Origin of the sequence: Paenarthrobacter nitroguajacolicus (genome assembly GCF_031455195.1) — a bacterium.
In the GTDB taxonomy this organism is placed as follows: domain Bacteria; phylum Actinomycetota; class Actinomycetes; order Actinomycetales; family Micrococcaceae; genus Arthrobacter; species Arthrobacter nitroguajacolicus_D.
Map to the genome: position 1 here is coordinate 756632 of NZ_JAVDSH010000002.1, position 17684 is coordinate 774315.

18 protein-coding genes are annotated in these 17684 nt (G+C 63.5%); 15 read left to right on the forward strand and 3 right to left on the reverse strand.

What is annotated here, in order from left to right; all coding sequences use genetic code 11:
• The first annotated feature begins 378 nt into the window (after positions 1 to 378).
• Positions 379 to 1941 (forward strand): GTPase HflX, encoded by a 1563-nt coding sequence (gene hflX, locus J2Y68_RS07170; protein ID WP_284987793.1) that lies wholly within the window; start codon positions 379 to 381, stop codon positions 1939 to 1941.
• On the forward strand, positions 1934 to 3994 hold the full coding sequence (locus J2Y68_RS07175; RefSeq protein ID WP_309991502.1) for an ATP-dependent DNA helicase: 2061 nt from the start codon (positions 1934 to 1936) through the stop codon (positions 3992 to 3994). Before hflX ends, J2Y68_RS07175 begins: the two co-directional genes overlap by 8 nt.
• A gap of 25 nt (positions 3995 to 4019) precedes the next feature.
• Here the strand turns inward: J2Y68_RS07175 and lexA are convergent, their stop codons facing one another.
• On the reverse strand, positions 4020 to 4763 hold the full coding sequence (gene lexA, locus J2Y68_RS07180) for a transcriptional repressor LexA (protein WP_309991505.1): 744 nt from the start codon (positions 4761 to 4763) through the stop codon (positions 4020 to 4022).
• A gap of 350 nt (positions 4764 to 5113) precedes the next feature.
• Between lexA and J2Y68_RS07185 the strand changes: the two genes are divergently transcribed.
• The 8 genes from J2Y68_RS07185 (at position 5114) to J2Y68_RS07220 (ending at position 11288) form a co-directional block, all read left to right on the forward strand.
• Positions 5114 to 5473, forward strand: a complete 360-nt coding sequence (locus tag J2Y68_RS07185) for a LysM peptidoglycan-binding domain-containing protein (RefSeq protein ID WP_309991509.1) — start codon at positions 5114 to 5116, stop codon at positions 5471 to 5473.
• A gap of 78 nt (positions 5474 to 5551) precedes the next feature.
• Positions 5552 to 6670, forward strand: a complete 1119-nt coding sequence (locus tag J2Y68_RS07190; protein WP_309991512.1) for a histidinol-phosphate transaminase — start codon at positions 5552 to 5554, stop codon at positions 6668 to 6670.
• A 46-nt stretch (positions 6671 to 6716) separates the two neighbouring features.
• Positions 6717 to 7343 (forward strand): imidazoleglycerol-phosphate dehydratase HisB, encoded by a 627-nt coding sequence (hisB, locus tag J2Y68_RS07195; protein ID WP_235521842.1) that lies wholly within the window; start codon positions 6717 to 6719, stop codon positions 7341 to 7343.
• Positions 7340 to 8089: an imidazole glycerol phosphate synthase subunit HisH gene (hisH, locus tag J2Y68_RS07200; RefSeq protein WP_309991514.1), complete on the forward strand. Its 750-nt coding sequence runs from the start codon at positions 7340 to 7342 to the stop codon at positions 8087 to 8089. Before hisB ends, hisH begins: the two co-directional genes overlap by 4 nt.
• Positions 8090 to 8248: a hypothetical protein gene (locus J2Y68_RS07205; RefSeq protein ID WP_309991517.1), complete on the forward strand. Its 159-nt coding sequence runs from the start codon at positions 8090 to 8092 to the stop codon at positions 8246 to 8248.
• 29 nt (positions 8249 to 8277) lie between these two features.
• Positions 8278 to 9021, forward strand: a complete 744-nt coding sequence (priA, locus tag J2Y68_RS07210) for a bifunctional 1-(5-phosphoribosyl)-5-((5-phosphoribosylamino)methylideneamino)imidazole-4-carboxamide isomerase/phosphoribosylanthranilate isomerase PriA (RefSeq protein ID WP_309991520.1) — start codon at positions 8278 to 8280, stop codon at positions 9019 to 9021.
• On the forward strand, positions 9021 to 9932 hold the full coding sequence (locus J2Y68_RS07215) for an SseB family protein (RefSeq protein WP_309991523.1): 912 nt from the start codon (positions 9021 to 9023) through the stop codon (positions 9930 to 9932). The genes priA and J2Y68_RS07215 overlap by 1 nt, the downstream gene beginning before the upstream one ends.
• A gap of 51 nt (positions 9933 to 9983) precedes the next feature.
• Positions 9984 to 11288, forward strand: a complete 1305-nt coding sequence (locus J2Y68_RS07220; protein WP_309991526.1) for an MFS transporter — start codon at positions 9984 to 9986, stop codon at positions 11286 to 11288.
• Between the two features lie 85 nt (positions 11289 to 11373).
• Here the strand turns inward: J2Y68_RS07220 and J2Y68_RS07225 are convergent, their stop codons facing one another.
• Positions 11374 to 11772 carry a DUF1844 domain-containing protein gene (locus J2Y68_RS07225; protein ID WP_309991528.1) on the reverse strand — a complete coding sequence of 133 codons (399 nt, stop codon included), beginning with the start codon at positions 11770 to 11772 and terminating at the stop codon, positions 11374 to 11376.
• Positions 11773 to 12152: 380 nt separating this feature from the next.
• Here J2Y68_RS07225 and infC point away from each other — a divergent pair, with 380 nt between their 5' ends.
• From infC to J2Y68_RS07250, 5 genes are all read left to right on the forward strand, one after another.
• Positions 12153 to 13184 carry a translation initiation factor IF-3 gene (gene infC, locus J2Y68_RS07230; protein WP_397334690.1) on the forward strand — a complete coding sequence of 344 codons (1032 nt, stop codon included), beginning with the start codon at positions 12153 to 12155 and terminating at the stop codon, positions 13182 to 13184.
• 117 nt (positions 13185 to 13301) lie between these two features.
• On the forward strand, positions 13302 to 13496 hold the full coding sequence (gene rpmI / locus J2Y68_RS07235; RefSeq protein WP_059387794.1) for a 50S ribosomal protein L35: 195 nt from the start codon (positions 13302 to 13304) through the stop codon (positions 13494 to 13496).
• 119 nt (positions 13497 to 13615) lie between these two features.
• Positions 13616 to 14290, forward strand: coding sequence for a 50S ribosomal protein L20, sunset domain variant (gene rplT, locus J2Y68_RS07240; RefSeq protein ID WP_026547339.1), 675 nt, complete (start codon positions 13616 to 13618; stop codon positions 14288 to 14290).
• A gap of 25 nt (positions 14291 to 14315) precedes the next feature.
• Positions 14316 to 15227: a TrmH family RNA methyltransferase gene (locus J2Y68_RS07245; RefSeq protein WP_309991533.1), complete on the forward strand. Its 912-nt coding sequence runs from the start codon at positions 14316 to 14318 to the stop codon at positions 15225 to 15227.
• 100 nt (positions 15228 to 15327) lie between these two features.
• Positions 15328 to 16254: a cation diffusion facilitator family transporter gene (locus J2Y68_RS07250; protein WP_211711875.1), complete on the forward strand. Its 927-nt coding sequence runs from the start codon at positions 15328 to 15330 to the stop codon at positions 16252 to 16254.
• Positions 16255 to 16351: 97 nt separating this feature from the next.
• Here J2Y68_RS07250 and J2Y68_RS07255 read toward each other — a convergent pair whose 3' ends face one another.
• Positions 16352 to 17560 (reverse strand): MFS transporter, encoded by a 1209-nt coding sequence (locus J2Y68_RS07255; RefSeq protein WP_309991536.1) that lies wholly within the window; start codon positions 17558 to 17560, stop codon positions 16352 to 16354.
• Positions 17561 to 17684: the final 124 nt, after the last annotated feature.

Here is a 17684-nt window from a genome sequence, read left to right on the forward strand (position 1 = left end):
AAAACCGGCACCGCCCGCGACGCAGGCCAGCTAGGCTCCGAGCCAACCGCATGGCCTTTCCGCCCGGCAGGTCCCACCTGGCAAAGTCAGTCCACTGCATGACGCAGTCGATCGGCGCTCCGAAGATCACACCACCCGTTATTCTCCGCCACCGCTGACGCCGGTTTGCCAGAAGAACGGATGTCCCTTTCCTTGGTTGCCCTGGACCTTCCTGCGGATCCTTTCCGTTGAATCGCAGCGGCCACCACTGCCTTTGAGACGTGGCCGCCCGGCACACAGGAGGCCCCTTTGGCCCAAGACCGTCAGCCCAGCGCGAATAGCGCCCCATCAAACAGCAAACAGCACTATTCTGGAATAGCCGAACAGTCTAAGGAGACCATGACCACCCAGAAGCACTCCGGATCCGATTCCGACGCCCAGGACATGAGTCCTGAACAAATCCAGGCCGTCATCGACCGGATTCTTTCCAAGGATGTACCTGCGCAGGCATCCAACGACAACGATGCCAACAGTGTGTTTGGCAAGGCGCAGGCGATCTCCACGCTGGACCAGGAACACAGCATTTACGACGGCGACCAGGAAGATCTGGCTGAACGCCGCGCCCTGCGTCGAACCGCCGGGCTTTCCACGGAACTCGAAGACGTCACTGAGGTTGAATACCGGCAGTTGCGCCTTGAGCGCGTCGTCCTCGCCGGCCTGTGGACCGAGGGAACGCTCGCCGATGCAGAGAATTCGCTGCGCGAACTCGCTGCTTTGGCTGAGACCGCCGGCTCGGAGGTGCTGGATGGCTTGGTACAGCGCCGCACCAAGCCGGACCCCGGGACTTTCCTTGGATCAGGCAAGGCCCAGGAGCTCAAGGACATCGTGGCAGCGACGGGCGCCGACACCGTGGTGGTTGACACGGAACTGGCACCTTCGCAGCGACGCGGACTGGAAGACATCGTCAAGGTCAAGGTGGTGGATCGCACCACACTGATCCTGGACATCTTCGCCCAGCACGCCAAGAGCCGCGAAGGCAAGGCCCAGGTTGAGTTGGCCCAGCTCGAATACCTCCTCCCGCGTCTCCGTGGTTGGGGCGACTCCATGTCCCGCCAGGCAGGTGGCCAGGTGGGTGGTGCCGGAGCAGGCATGGGTTCACGTGGTCCTGGTGAAACCAAGATCGAACTGGACCGCCGTCGAATCCGCACGCGCATGGCCAAGCTTCGGCGTGAAATCGCCGCGATGAAGCCGGCGCGCGAGACCAAACGTGCCAACCGCCGTCGTAATGCCGTTCCGTCCGTCGCTATTGCCGGGTACACCAACGCAGGTAAGTCCTCGCTGCTGAACCGACTGACCGACGCCGGTGTCCTGGTGGAGAATGCGCTGTTCGCCACGCTGGATCCCACCGTCCGCAAGGCGCAGACCCCGGATGGCATCGGGTACACACTTGCCGACACCGTGGGGTTTGTCCGTTCGCTGCCCACTCAGCTGATCGAAGCCTTCAGGTCCACGCTGGAGGAAGTGGCGGATGCGGACCTGATCCTGCATGTCGTCGACGCTTCGCACCCGGATCCCGAGGGACAGATCGCCGCGGTGCGGGCTGTCTTCACCGAAGTGGATGCGCGCAAGGTACCGGAAATCATTGTCCTGAACAAGGTGGATGTAGCGGATCCTTTCGTCGTGGAGCGCCTCAAGCAAAAGGAGCCCCGCCATGCGGTGGTTTCCACCCGCACAGGCCAGGGCATCGCGGAATTGCTGGAGGACATCAGCCAGTCGATTCCACGGCCGGGAGTACGCCTTGAGCTGCTGATTCCCTACGACCGTGGCGACATGATCAGCAAGCTGCACAGCTCCGACTCGGAAATCCTGAGCCTTGACCACGAGGAATCCGGGACGCGCGTGGTTGTCATGGTCCGCGAAGGACTGGCAGCCGAACTGGAGTCATTCGTCAGCAATGGTTGAGAAGGTGGCGGCGGACGCCGTCGAGTCGGTGGGCGAAAAGGCCACCCTCGAATTGTTGGACCGGGCTGTTGCCGGCATGGGCGGACAAAGCCGTGCAGGCCAGCACGAGATGGCCAAACACGTTGCCCGGGCGATCGAGACCGGGGAGCATTTGCTCGTCCAGGCGGGGACCGGAACAGGTAAGTCGTTGGCGTACCTGATTCCGTTGATCGCGCATTCGATGGACAGCAACAAACCGACGCTCGTGTCCACCGCCACCTTGGCATTGCAGACCCAGATTGTCGGCCGCGACCTTCCGCGGCTGTTGGAGAGCATTAATCCCGCCCTTGAACGCCCCGTCAACGTGGCGTTGGTGAAGGGCCGGGCAAACTATGTCTGCCGGCAGAAACTTGAGGGCGGCTTCCCCAGCGAGGAGCCCTCCGAAGGGCAACTGTTCTCCCTGGGTGAGGACACCAGCGTTCCGCACTTCGCTGCCTCCATGGGCGGGCCGCAGTCGCAGCTCGGCAAGGAAGTGGTCCGGCTTCGCGAGTGGGCCGAGAAGACATCCACCGGTGATCGCGACGAACTCATGCCGGGAGTCACCGACCGTGCGTGGCGGCAGGTTTCGGTCACGTCCATGGAGTGTCTCGGCGCGCAGAAATGCCCGTTGGCTGAGGAATGCTTCAGCGAACTCGCGCGGTCCCGCGCGGCTGAGGCCGATGTCGTCGTCACCAATCACGCGATGCTGGCCGTGAGTGCCTTTGAGGGATTGGCCGTGCTCCCCGAGTACGACGTCGTGGTCGTTGACGAAGCCCACGAACTGCAGGACCGAGTCACCGGAGCCGTATCCGGCCAGCTGTCAGTGGCCATGGTCCATGCCGCAGCGTCCAGTGCGCGCAAGCACACGGCCATCACGGTGGATGCCCTCAACGCTGCGGCGGACCGGCTGGATATGGCCATCGCAGGCGTGCCCAACGGCCTGTTGCCCAACGGGCTCAACGACGAACAGCTTGACTGCCTTGACCAGCTGCGGGACGCCACGCGCGCGGCACTTTCCGATTCGAAGACCGACTCTTCAAACGCGGTCGACGGCGGACGGCAGCTGGCGCGCTCACGGCTCATGCTCATCCTGGAATTGTGCGAACGCATGCTCGCCGCCAAAGAGAACCGGGAAGTGGTGTGGTTCTCGCGAAACAGCAACTTCGACCCCCAACAGGGCTACTCCCAGCCTGATGAAACAGCACCCGCCCTCATCAATATCGCGCCGTTGAGCGTCGCGGGCCGTTTGCGTGAAGGACTTTTTGCCGGCCACACAGTGGTCCTCACCTCCGCGACGCTGGCCATCGGCTCGGCCTTTGAACCAGCCGCCGGTGGGTTGGGGCTGATCGGGGACGGCGCCCCGAGCTGGACGGGGATCGATGTTGGGTCGCCGTTCGACTACCCCAAACAGGGTGTGCTCTATGTGGCCAAGCACCTGCCCAAGCCAGGCCGCGGAACATCACCGGAGGCCCTCGACGAGCTGGAAGACCTGATCCGGGCCTCGGGTGGCGGAGCACTCTGCCTGTTCTCCTCACGGAGGGCCGCCGAGGAAGCAGCTGATGCCATGCGGCTCCGCCTGGACGTTGACATCCTTTGCCAAGGGGAGTCCACCATGGCGGCGTTGGTCAAGCAGTTCGCGGACGAGCCGGACACCTGCCTTTTCGGCACCATGTCCCTGTGGCAGGGTGTGGACGTTCCGGGCGGTTCCTGCCGGCTTGTGGTCATAGACCGTATTCCGTTCCCGCGCCCCGACGATCCCCTGATGACCGCCCGTTCACGGGCAGTCGCCCAGTCCGGTGGAAACGGCTTCATGGCCGTGTCGGCCACCCACGCAGCCATTCGGCTGGCGCAGGGGGCCGGACGCCTCATCCGTTCAACGGGTGACAAGGGTGTGGTGGCGGTACTGGATTCCAGGCTTTCCACAGAACGTTACGGTGGCTTCCTCAGGGCCGCGCTGCCGCCCTTCTGGGCTACAACCGACCGCAAGGTAGTCCGTGGCGTTCTTGAGCGGCTGGGGTCCGCGAAGGCCTCCTAAAGGCCTCTTGGAGGCCTCAGGAGGGCTAAAGGGAGCGCAGGACCGAGACGACCTTGCCCATGATGGTGGCTTGATCGCCAAGGATGGGCTCGTACTGGGTGTTCTGGGGGAGCAGCCACGTATGGCCGTCCCGCTGCCGGAACGTTTTTACGGTTGCTTCGTCGTCCAGGAGTGCGGCCACGATGTCTCCGTTGATGGCGTCGTTCTGCCGCCGCACCACCACCCAGTCCCCGTCGCAGATGGCTGCGTCAATCATGGAGTCACCGGCGACCTTCAGCATGAACAATTCGCCATGCCCCACGAGCTGCCGCGGGAGGGGGAGTACGTCCTCCACGGTCTGGTCGGCCAGGATGGGACCGCCGGCAGCGATGCGGCCGACCAGCGGAACCATGGCGGTGTCGCTGGCGCTGGCCAGTTCGGTCACAGCGAGTCCGCCCGTGCTGCGGAGTGCCGTGGGCGTTTCCACACCGGGGATGGGACCGCCGTCGAGGGTCAGGGGCATCAGGACTTCCATGGCACGCGGCCGCTTCGGATCGCGGCGGAGGTACCCGAGTTTTTCCAACTGGGACAGCTGGTGGGTGACGCTCGACAGGCTGGCAAGGCCGACGGTGTCGCCGATCTCGCGCATGCTCGGCGGGTATCCGTTGTCATTCACGGACCTCTGGATGGTCTCCAGGATCTTCTTCTGACGGACGGTCAGGCTCTTGGGGCTCTTTTGAGGCTGTTGGCTCCGCAGGGGTACCCCGCCGCCTGTGGCTTTCGCTGCCATGTTCGCCAATGCCTTTCCATTCCGTCCCCGGAGCGTGTCCGGGGTTGTCGGGCCTGCAAAAATGTCAGACCCTCCTGTTCCACTGAAACAGTGCTGTTTCTTCACTCAAACGTAGGGCAGCCAAAGGCGTTTATCAAACATTTGTTCTAGCGAGTCTCGACACCGTTCGTTGATAAGTGCTAAAAATGTCATAGCAAGGTTCGAATATGTGTTCTATTAACCTGACGCTGGGGCCTGATGTTCGAAGAAAGTGTTCGAACATCGGGGGTTGGCGGAGGGGGAACACCAAGAATTGGCAGCCAGGCGCCGGGCATCCGGCTCGTTGGCAATAGCTCAGAAGGGCTCAGCTCATGTCCGCAATCACCACGTTCGCTGATTTCCGCACCACCCAGGCGCCCGCCCGCCTGCGTCTGACCCGGCGGGGGCGGATCGTCTTCTTCGGCATCCCGGCCATGTTGCTGGTGGCTGCGCTGTTGAGCCTCACCGGTTTCATTACCTCCCCTGCAAAGGCTTCCGACTCCCAGTCCGAGCTTCGGCCGCCGGTCGCCGTCACTGTCACTGTCCAGCCCGGCCAGTCCCTGTGGGGTATCGCCGGTGCGGCAGCTCCTGAACGTGACCCCCGCGACGTCATCTCGGAAATCATTCAGCTCAACGACCTTCGTGGGGGCCGCATCCAGCCCGGTCAGCAGCTCTTCGTACCCGCCAACTAAGTGTCGGGCGCCGCCGCGAGGCGGGGTGGCGCGGCGTCACAGTTAGTTTGCAGCAGCAGCGGCCCTTAAACTGACGTGGTGAGTGAGCAGCTTGAACGACTTGACCGACTTCCCCTCCGGACCAACCTGCGTGGACTGAGCCCCTACGGCGCACCGCAGCTTGAAGTCCCCGTTTTGCTGAACGTCAACGAGAACACCCATGGAGTCCCCGCGGATGTGCAGGCCGCCATCACCGAGGCCGTTGCCGCCGCCGCCACTGGTTTGAACCGCTACCCCGACCGCGAGTTCACGGAACTCCGCGAATCCCTGGCCGAGTACCTGGGGCACGGCCTTACCCGGGACAACATCTGGGCGGCCAATGGATCCAACGAAGTCCTGCAGCAGATACTCCAGGCATTTGGTGGGCCCGGCCGCAAGGCATTGGGTTTCCCTCCCACCTATTCCATGTACCCGCTGCTCGCCAGCGGCACGGACACCGAATACCTGCGTGGAGTCCGGGCCGACGACTACGGACTGGACGCGCAATCGGCCGCTGACCAGGTCCGGGAGACCGGCGCCAACATCGTTTTCCTGTGTTCTCCCAACAACCCCACCGGGACGGGGCTAGGACTGGATGTCGTTGAGGCGGTCTACGAAGCCGGCGAAGCGAGCCAGGCGATCGTAATCGTTGACGAGGCCTACCACGAGTTTGCGCACGACAACACGCCCAGCGCCCTGACTCTGCTGCCAGGACGGGAACGGCTGATCGTCTCGCGCACCATGAGCAAGGCTTTTGCCTTGGCAGGCGCCCGGCTGGGTTACATGGCCGCTGCCCCGGAGGTTACGGACGCGATCAGGCTAGTCCGGCTTCCGTACCACCTCTCGGCGATTACCCAGGCAACCGCCCTCGCTGCGCTGAGCCACAGGGAAGCGCTGATGGCCGATGTCGAGGACATCAAAGTCCAGCGCGACCGCATTGTCACAGAGTTGCTGCGGATGGGGCTCAAGCCTGCCGCATCGGACTCCAATTACGTCTTCTTCGGCGGTCTCGAGGACCCGCACGCTATCTGGCAGGGATTGCTCGATGCAGGAGTGCTGATCCGCGACGTCGGGATCCCGGGCCACTTGCGGGTCACAGCCGGTACCGAACCGGAAACCACGGCCTTCCTGGTCGCACTGGAAGCCCTTTTGGACGGCCAAGCTTCACAGCCCGCCTAAACTTGTCAATAGACCCAACCAATCCTCCGTGTATAAGGACGTCCCAATGAGCGAAACCGGCGCCACGCCGTCCGCTGCCCGCACCGCGCGCATGGAGCGCACCACCAGCGAATCTTCCGTCCTGGTGGAGATCAACCTGGACGGATCCGGTGTCTCGGACATCAGCACCTCGGTTCCCTTCTACGACCACATGCTGACAGCCCTGTGCAAGCACTCGCTGATTGACATGACCGTCAAGGCCACGGGGGATACCCACATCGACGCCCACCACACGGTGGAGGATGTGGCAATCACCTTCGGCGAGGTCCTCCGGACAGCACTGGGCAACAAGGCTGGAATCCGTCGCTTCGGTGAAGCAACCGTTCCCTTGGACGAAGCCTTGGCCCACGCGGTAGTGGATGTATCGGGACGTCCGTACCTGGTGCACGGTGGCGAGCCTGCGGGCCAGGAATACCACCTCATTGGCGGACATTTTACGGGTTCGCTGACCCGTCACGTTTTTGAAGCCATCACTCTGCACGCCGGTATTTGCCTGCACATGCGGGTTCTCGCGGGGCGCGACCCGCACCACATCGTGGAGGCCCAGTTCAAGGCGTTCGCGAGGGCGCTGCGCGCTGCAGTGGAATCTGATCCGAGGGTCGAGGGAATCCCCTCCACGAAGGGAGCGCTATGAGCGGCCAGGTCCTGAAGGATGGGTCTGTCACCGACACCGTGGCGGCCATCAAGCCGGAATCACCGGAAGGCAAGCCCACCGTAACGGTGCTGGACTACGGCTCGGGCAATGTCCGTTCTGCTGTCCGCGCACTGGAACGTGCCGGTGCCCACGTACTGTTGAGCGCCAAGCCTGAGGACGTTCTCAACGCCGATGGCCTGGTGGTTCCGGGTGTCGGCGCTTACGAGACTGTCATGAAGGAACTCAAGGCCGTCGACGCCATCCGCATGATTGGTCGCCGGGTGGCCGGTGGCCGGCCGGTGCTTGCTATCTGTGTCGGCTTGCAGGTCCTTTTCGAGGCCGGTGTTGAACACGGCACGGAGTCCGAGGGCATGGCCGAATGGCCCGGCAAGGTGGAGTTGCTTCCCGCGGCCGTTGTGCCGCACATGGGGTGGAACACTGTGGACGTCCCGGAGGGTTCCAAGCTCTTCGCCGGCGTCGAGCAGGAGCGCTTCTACTTCGTGCACTCCTATGGTGTCCAGGAGTGGAACTTCGACGTCGTGCAGCCTCGCATGGCCCCTCCCATGGTCACGTGGTCCGAGCACGGCGCCCGCTTCATCGCCGCCGTCGAGAACGGCCCCCTCTGCGCTACCCAATTCCACCCCGAAAAGTCCGGCGACGCCGGAGCGCGGCTCCTCCGGAACTGGGTGGACAGCCTGCGCAAGCCTGCCTCCACGGCGGAAACCGCTAAAAGCGGTGCCGCCTAAATGTGGTCGGTTATCCTCATGGGCCTCGCCGGTGTGCTGGTGGGAGGGGGAATCTCCTTCCATCAGCAGAAGAAGCCCACCTGGGTTTCAGTTTCTTTCTACGTGCTGGCAGGGATGTCCCTGCTGGCTGCCTATCTCCTGACGCTGCCCGGTAACTAATCCGCGCCCCCACAATTTCAAGGACACTCATGACCACCTCCACCCAGTCCGTTCTGGAACTCCTTCCCGCCGTCGATATTGTCGATGGCCAGGCGGTTCGCCTCCTGCAGGGCGAAGCGGGTTCGGAAACCAGCTATGGAACGCCCCTCGAAGCTGCCTTGAACTGGCAGGAAGCAGGTGCTGAATGGGTACACATGGTGGACCTGGACGCCGCCTTCGGTCGGGGGAACAACGCCGCACTCATCAGCGAAGTTGTGTCGCAGCTCTACGTCAAGGTGGAGTTGTCCGGTGGCTTGCGGGATGACGAGTCGTTGGAGCGGGCCCTGGATTTGGGTGTTGCTCGGGTAAACCTCGGCACGGCTGCGCTTGAAAATCCGGAATGGACCCGTCGCGCCATCGAGCGCTTTGGCGACCAAATCGCCGTCGGACTTGATGTCCGTGGCACCACCCTCGCGGGTCGTGGCTGGACCAAGGAGGGTGGCGACCTCTGGGAGGTGCTGGCGCGCCTTGAGGACGCTGGGTGCGCCCGCTACGTGGTCACGGATGTCACCAAGGACGGAACACTGCAGGGCCCCAATGTCGAGTTGCTGCGTCAGATGGTGGAGAAGACGGGCAAGCCCGTGGTGGCTTCGGGTGGTATTTCGAGCCTCGAAGATCTCCGCGTGCTGCGGGAACTCGTGCCGCTCGGCGTCGAAGGGGCCATTGTGGGCAAGGCCCTGTATGCCGGTGCTTTCACGCTGCCTGAGGCCCTGGACGTCGCCGGTCGCCGCTGATGCCGCACGACGCAGGACACCAGCACGATGAACATGGCCACGGTGGGCGTCAGCTTCCTGGGCACATCGCCGCCGCGCTGAAGGGTGCCGGAGGAGCGGGCGACTCAGCGGGCCGCCCTTGGGCCGGCCGAAGCCTCAGTGGGGATGACGCCAAGATCCACAACTTCGAGGACGACGACGGCTCAGCCGATCCCGGCTATGCCGCGGCTATCGCAGCGCTCATCAGTGGTACCGGCACTGAGGCCGACGTGGTGGCATCGCTGGCCACCGCCCGGGTTTTTGTTCCGGTTGTCGCGCAACTCGCTGAGGAAGCTGAGGGTGTCGATGGCTTGCACGCGGACAAGCAGGCCGATATGGCTTTGATCACACTCAAGGCCCCTGATGGCCGAACTGCGATGCCCGTCTTTACGTCTGCGGCGGCCCTGGAAGCGTGGCATTCCCAAGCCCGTCCGGTAGCTGTCTATGCGGCGCGGGCGGCCTTGTCCGCGGTATCGGAAGATGCCCAACTGCTGGTACTGGACCCCGGCTCCGCGTACACGTTCGTGGTGCGGCGGCCGGCAATGTGGGCTTTGGCCCAGCAACGGGACTGGACGCCGTCATACCTTGATGATCAACTGGAGTCTGCTCTCGCTTCAGTAGCCCTGGAATTTCCGGCCGTGCGCCGTCTTGAGACGCGGCCCGGCGGTGGGGTGTCCTCGTTGGCGGCGGATGGCAGCGTAGTCGCCGGCGGAGGCCCGGGCCCGGAACTCCAGGTTGTGCTCTTCCTTGAGGATGGACTTGACGCCGTGGCCGTCCAGGCGCTGGTTGGCAGCCTGCACGAAGCGTGGGCGCGGATGGAGTCGTTTGCCGAAAGCGTTGACTCCGTTGAAGTGAAATTGCAGCGTGCAGCACAGGAGCCTGGGCGGCACTAACGGCAGTACCGGTCCCTCCGGGCTGCCCCGGGGGAACAAGAGGATTTGCCAGTGAATTTCGCTCTCTATAAAGAGATGCTGTCCATCCGCCCTGTCCGGCGCTTGCTGGTGGTGGGGATGATTGCCCGCATTCCGCATTCGGCGGCCGGCGTGCTTCTGACCTTGCACATTGTCCTGACCCTGGGGCAGGGATACGCCGCAGCGGGCGCTGCTGCCGCTGTCATGACGATCGGCATTGCCGTGGGCGCACCATGGCGTGGCCGCCGGGTGGATACCGTGGGCCTGCGCCGGGCATTGATTCCCTCTGTTGTGTCCGAAACAGTCATTTGGACAATCGTTCCGCACGTGTCCTATCAGTGGTTGCTGCCACTGGTTTTTGTTGGCGGGCTCTTCACCCTCCCCATCTTCAGCGTGGTCCGTCAGTCGTTGGGCGTCATGGTGGATGGTGAGCAGCGCCGTTCGGCCTTTGCCCTCGATTCCATCGCGACCGAATTGGTCTTCATGATCGGCCCGGCCGTCGGCGCCGTCGTGGCCACAGCCGGCTTTTCGGCGCTGGGGCTGACCGCGGTAGGCATCTCGGTTTCCGTGGCGGGGCTTTTCCTCATGTGGTTCAACCCGCCAACACGAAGCGATGTGGCCTGCACACCGCAGGAGTCCGCCGATCGGGCTGCAGCAGACCTGGCGGCCGCCGAGGCTGCCATGGTGGCGTCCGCTCCGGCCCACGTCCAGGAGGCGGCCTCGGAGATGGCGCCTGCTACCTCCCGGGCGGCGGCCATCCGCAGCAAGGTGGCCCGGAACTTCAGTTGGTTTACGGTCTCCGTTGCTGCCCTCTTCGCCGTGGCGGCCGGATCCGGCATGGTCCTGAGCGGCTCGGACGTGAGCATCGTGGGCCTGCTGGAACGGGGCGGCCACCAGAACCAGATCGGTATTGTGTTCTTCTTCTGGTGCGCCGCGTCAGTTGTTGGCGGGCTGATCTACGGTTCCATGAAGCGGCAGATCTCACCCATGGTGTTGCTGCTGGGCATGGCCGCCTTGACCATTCCGATGGGCTTTGCCCAGGACACCTGGAGCCTTGCCTTCCTGTCGCTTCTTCCGGGACTGCTCTGTGCTCCTGTGTTGTCGGCATCGTCGGAGAAGGTGGCCGACCTCGTGGATGAGGAACGTCGCGGCGAGGCCATGGGTTGGTATGGGTCCGCGCTCACGGCCGGGGTGGCGCTCGGCGCGCCGCTGGCAGGTATCTTCATCGATAACGTAGGCCCGTCAGCCGGGTTCGCGGCCATCGGTGCGGCGGGCGTCGTTCTGTGCCTTGCCGGCCTGGCCCTGATGTCGATGCGCCGGAGATCCGCTCGCGTCTGAGACTTACCGAAACCACGGAAACGACGACGGCGACCCAACCTGATGTGGTTGGGTCGCCGTCGTCGGATCTTGAGGCTGTTAGGGGCTAGTTCACGGGTCCGGTGAACTTCTCGCCCGGGCCCTTGCCCGGGGCGTCGGGAATAAGGGAGGCCTCACGGAAGGCCAGCTGCAGCGAACGAAGGCCGTCGCGCAACGGACCTGCGTGCTGGGAGCCGATTTCCGGGGCAGCCGCGGATACCAGTCCGGCGAGGGCCGTGATCAGCTTGCGGGCTTCGTCGAGGTCCTTGAGGTCCTCGGCATGGGGATCGTCGGCGAGGCCGACCTTCACGGCGGCTGCGCTCATCAGATGGACGGCGCCGGTGGTGATGACCTCCACGGCCGGTACTTCCGCGATGTCGCGGATCTGCTGGGAAACGCCGGCATCAACTGCCGGGACGGCGTCTTCGCCAAAGGAGTTGCGGGAATTGCTGTCTTCAGTGCTCATACTGGTAAGCTTGTCACAGACCGACTGGAAGTCGTTATTTGCAGTCAACGATCCCGCCGCCCGCAATGTGCGCTTGGTGGGTTGTTTCTGTAGAATTGACTTTCAGTTAGCAAGCGGAGTTCTCTCCCACCCGCGTCAGCCGTTTCCCTTAGGGGACAGGATTCCTTCACAGGACAAGAGGTTGCCGGGTACCTGGTCGGACACTTTGAGGGTGAAAACCCCGAGGTGCGTACTTCCCCTAGGGGAGTGCCCCCGATCTTCGAGGCCTTCGATTGCGCCAGCAATTGGGGGCCTTCTCTATTTGCCGGTGACATCACCACAACCACAGGAGCTTTAACATTAGCGAGCCAAGAATCAATGAGCGTATCCGCGTCCCCGAGGTGCGGTTGGTCGGCCCTGCCGGCGAACAGGTAGGAATTGTCCGCATTGAGGACGCCTTGCGTCTTGCTGCCGAATCCGATCTCGATCTCGTTGAAGTTGCGCCGCAGGCCAAGCCCCCTGTTTGCAAGCTGATGGACTTCGGCAAGTACAAGTACGAGGCAGCCGTCAAGGCCCGTGAAGCGCGCAAGAACCAGACCAACACGGTTCTGAAGGAAATCCGCTTCCGCCTCAAGATCGACAAGCACGATTACGAGACCAAGCGCGGACATGCACTTCGCTTCCTCGGTGCCGGCGACAAAGTCAAGGCCATGATCCAGTTCCGTGGCCGTGAGCAGCAGCGTCCCGAAATGGGCATCCGCCTGCTGCAGCGCTTCGCGGAAGATGTTGCCGAGGTTGGCATCATTGAGTCCAGCCCGCGCATCGATGGCCGCAACATGGTCATGGTGATCGGCCCGCTGAAGAACAAGGCCGAAGCCAAGGCTGAAGCTCGCCGTGCAACCCAGCGCGCAGAAGCCAAGGCCCAGAACGAGGCCAAGGCAGCAGGACGCGTGGACACCACGGGGGAGCAGGCGCCACTCACGCAGAGCCTGGCTGACCTTCTTCCCGAGGGCTTCCAGATAAGCGAAGCACAGCCCACACAGGAAACTGTGGAAGCTCCCGAGGTCGAGGCTCCCGTAGCTGAAGAAGCCCCGGCAGCCAGCGAGCCCGCGGTTGTTGAGGAAGCCCCTGTTGTTGAGGAAGCTCCCGCAGTCGAGGACGTTCCCGCGCCGGCAGCCAAGGAAGCTGTGGCCGAGAAGGCCCCGGCTGCCAAGGCCGCCCCAGCCAAGGCCGCCCCAGCCAAGACGGAATCCGCCAAGACCGAATCGGCACCTGCTCCGGCAGCTCCGAAGCCGGTTGTACCGGCAGCGGCTCCGAAGCCCGCAGTTCCTGCGGCTCCGAAGCCCGTCGCCAAGCCAGCAGCTCCCAAGCCGGCAGCTCGGCCCGCGGCCCCCAAGGTCGCACCGAAGCCTGCTGCACGCAAGACCAACTAGTTCAACGCCGCGGAGGCCTGTCCTCCATTGGCAAGCAACCAGCACGCTGGCCCCTGTAGGCCGGCTGCGCGAAAGAATCGCGGACTCGTCCGTGGATACGTAAGGAGATCGGTTCCCATGCCGAAGATGAAGACCCACAGCGGTGCTAAGAAGCGCTTCAAGCTGACCGGTACCGGCAAGCTGAAGCGCCAGCAGGCCAACCGCCGCCACTACCTGGAGCACAAGTCCTCCACGTTGACCCGTCGTCTTGCCGGCGACAAGATCGTCTTCAAGGGCGATGCCAAGGTCATCAAGAAGATGCTCGGCGTCTAAGTTCCAAGTTCTCTGGGGTCTGCCAACCGGCAGGAACCGACTACACCAAAAGCCTTCTCAGGCCCGCCGGACTTCCGGCAGTAGCAGCTTGGGATAAAGATTTCTGAAGGAGTACGCACGTGGCACGTGTGAAGCGGGCGGTAAACGCCCACAAGAAGCGCCGGGTTGTCCTCGAACGCGCCAAGGGTTACCGCGGTCAGCGTTCGCGCCTGTACCGCAAGGCAAAAGAGCAGCTGCTGCACTCGTTTGTGTACAGCTACGGTGACCGCCGTAAGAAGAAGGGTGACTTCCGTCGCCTCTGGATCCAGCGCATCAACGCTGCATCCCGCGCCAACGGCCTCACCTACAACCGTCTGATCCAGGGCCTGAAGGCCGCTGAGGTCGAGGTTGACCGCCGCATGCTGGCCGAACTGGCCGTTTCCGACGCCAACGCTTTCGCCGCACTGGTGAACGTTGCCAAGGCTGCATTGCCGGCTGACACGTCTGCTCCGGCTGCAAAGGCCGAAGCTGCTCCCAAGGCTGCAAAGGTTGCTCCGGCTGCCGCCACGGCTACGGCTGTCAAGGCTGTCGTTTCCGAGAAGCCTGCCATCGACGGCGCAGTTGCTGCTGATGGCGACGAAGCTCCGGAAGGCTACGCCATCAAGGGCAACGCCGAGTCCAAGAAGTACCACGTGCCGGGTTCCACCTGGTACAACACCACGGCTGCCGAATACTGGTTCTCCACGGTTGAGGCTGCAAAGGCTGCCGGCTTTGAGCCGGCCGGCGGCGAAGCCCGCCAGCAGATCAAGAACTAGTCGCAACTGCCACTAAAGTTCTTATATGAACGAAACCGGGCGCCCGCAAGACTTTTCGATGACCAACCCCCGAGCTGATCGGGTGAGGGACGTCGCCAAGCTTGCCGGGCGCCCGGCGCGTTTAAAGCGCGGACGCTTCCTGGCCGAGGGGCCACAGGCGGTACGCGAGGCGTTGAGCCTGCACCGTGAGCGGACAGCGGCAGGTGGCGACGCCGTCGTGCATGAAGTTTTCGCTAGCGAAGCGTGCCTGGAGCGGCTTCCCGAACTCGCCGACCTCGCGCAGGGCACGCAGCTCAGGCTCGCCAGCGATGAGGTCCTGGCCGCGATGGCGGACACTGTCAATCCGCAGGGGATTGTGGCGGTCTGCAGTTTTGTCGACGTTAGCCTGGAGTCAGTACTCGACGCCGGCCCCCGCCTTATTTCCGTGATGTGCCAGGTGCGCGACCCCGGTAACGCCGGAACGGTGCTGCGTGCCGCTGATGCCGCAGGCGCCGATGCTGTGGTCCTGACAGGGTCGAGTGTAGACATTTACAATCCCAAAGCCGTCCGGTCCACCGCCGGTTCCTTATTCCACCTGCCGGTGGTCCTGGGTGTGGACGTTGATGAACTGGTGGCACGTTGCCGGGAGCTTGGCATTGGTGTCTTGGCCGCCGACGGGTATGGAACGGTCAATTTGGACAAGCTCCAGGACGAAAACGCGGCGCGCAGGCTCGGCAACGAGTCGGTGGCCTCCGAATACGCCCTTGAGGGGCCCACAGCGTGGTTGTTCGGCAACGAGGCCCAAGGCTTGTCCGATGCGGAACTGGCCCTTGCCGATCACCGGGTAGCTGTGCCCGTCTACGGGGCTGCCGAGAGCCTCAACCTCGGTACTGCGGCCACTGTCTGCCTATACGCCAGCGCACGCTCCCAGCAGGGCGTCCGAGTGGGGAATGCGTAAACAGCGCCTGGCCGGGTACGGTATTGCTTGCAAGGGCAGGCGATGACGACTCTTCTTGACCCATTCCAAACTTTCCCCAACCCGAAGAGGTGAAGCTTTCGTGGCTGCAGGTGGCGGTACCAAAGCGATCGTGGCGGCTCTCGCAGCCAATCTGACCATCGCTGTATTGAAGTTCATTGCGTTCTTCCTGACGGCGTCATCGTCAATGCTCGCAGAGGCCATTCACTCCGTTGCCGACTCCGGCAACCAGCTCCTGCTCCTGGTGGGCGGCAAGCGTGCAAAACGTGCGGCCAGCCCGGAACACCCGTTCGGCTATGGCCGTGAGCGGTACATCTACGCGTTCATCGTGTCGATCGTCCTCTTTAGTGTCGGTGGCCTGTTCGCCCTGTACGAAGCCTTTGAGAAGTTCCAGCACCCGCACGGCATCGAAGGTGACTTCTGGTGGGTTCCGTTGGCTGTCCTCGTCGGCGCCATCATCGCCGAGGGGTTCTCCTTCCGGACCGCAATCATCGAGTCGAACCACATCCGCGGTAAGCAGACCTGGGTCAAGTTCGTCCGTAATGCCAAGCAGCCCGAGCTGCCGGTGATCCTCCTGGAGGACTTCGGTGCGCTGCTGGGCTTGGTGTTCGCCCTGTTTGGCGTGAGCATGACCCTGGTCACCGGTGACGGTATCTGGGATGCCTTCGGCACCGCGATGATCGGTTTGCTGCTCGTAGCCATTGCCATTGTGCTGGCAATGGAAACCAAGTCCCTGTTGCTGGGGGAGTCCGCAACCAAGGAGGACGTGCAGCGGATCACCGAAGCCCTGGAGGCCGACGGAACCCACATCATCCACCTCAAGACGATGCACCTGGGCCCGGAGGAATTGCTGGTGGCCGCCAAGATTTCCATGGGTGCCTCAGAGACCGGCCAGGAGATCGCGAAGGGGATCGACGACGCCGAGCAGCGGATCCGCGCGGCCGTTCCGATCGCTCGGGTCATCTACCTCGAACCGGACATCGAGCGGGTTCAGGCGCAGCAGGCCTAGAGCTTAAACGACGAATGGCTCCGCACCGGCGGAGCCATTCGTCGTTTAAGGGTCCTTCGTTGGCTGGCTGCGCGCTGTACGCGCTGGCCAGCGGCTATCAGCTTGCCAGCGGCTTCCTTCGTTCCAGCAGGCCGCTCACCACGGCGACGCCGAGGCCGAGGATGGCCAGGACCGCACCCACGAGTGCCGGAGCGACGTAGCCCCAGCCCCAGGCGATGACGGTGCCGCCGAGGAAGGCACCCAGTGCGTTGGCGATGTTGAGGGCGGAGTGGTTCAAGGAAGAGGCCAGCGACGCGGCACCGGGAGCGGCGTCGAGGAGGCGTGTCTGCAGGGCGGGGGTGAGCATGGATCCCACGCCGCCAACGACGAATGCCATGATGAAGGCCGCCCACGCCCAGTGCGCGGCGACGGCGTAAACCACCAGGGCTACGGCGATTCCCGGCATGACCCAGTAGATGGTCCCCATGACGGACTTGTCCGCGATTCGTCCGCCGATGATGTTGCCTGCCACCATGCCAAGCCCATAGAGGGCCACGACGGCAGGGATAAGGCTTTCGGGGATACCTGCCACGGACGTCATCGTGTGGGCGATGTAGGTGTAGACGGCAAAGAAACCGCCGAAGCCGATGATGCCGATCAACAGCGCCAGCCACACCTGGAGGCGTTTGAGGGCTCCCAGCTCACGCCGGATGCTCGCGTCCGGGTGGGCCGCTTCGAACGGGACGAACTTCCACACCATGGCAACGGTAAGGAGCCCGATGGCACCGACGATGATGAACAGCAGCCGCCAACCGAAGGTTTGACCCACCCAGGTGGCGAGCGGCACCCCGATGACGTTCGACACCGTAAGACCGGCCATCACCATGGAAATCGCCCAACCGCGTTTGGTGGGAGCCACCAAGCCCGCCGCGATGACAGCTGCCACTCCGAAGAAGGCGCCGTGGGGAAGGCCCGAAGCGAAACGGGAGAGCAGCATGAAACCGTAATCGGGAGCGATGAACGATGTCAGGTTTGCCACGGACAGGAAAAGCATGAGGCCCAGGGCAAGGTGCTTCTTGGGAAGTTTCGCACCGAAGGCCGCGAAAATGGGCGCACCGATAACGACGCCCAACGCGTAGGCGGAGATGAGGCTGCCCGCTTGCGGAGTGCTGATGCCCAGCCCTTCCTCGATTTCCTTCAAGAGGCCCATCATGGCGAACTCGGTGGTTCCGATGGCGAACCCGCCCATAGCCAGGGCCAGGATGGCCATGCCAAGGTGGCGTTTGCTTGCTTTCGCTGTGGCGGACGGGGACACGGTGGTAGTCATAAGCCTGCTTCTTGAGGGGCGCCTGATCGGCCGGGAAACGCGGAGAAAATCCGATAACAAGTTTAGTCGTGCTCGGGCGACTTGGCGTCCGCATGTGACGGCCCCCATGGACGCTACGGCCATA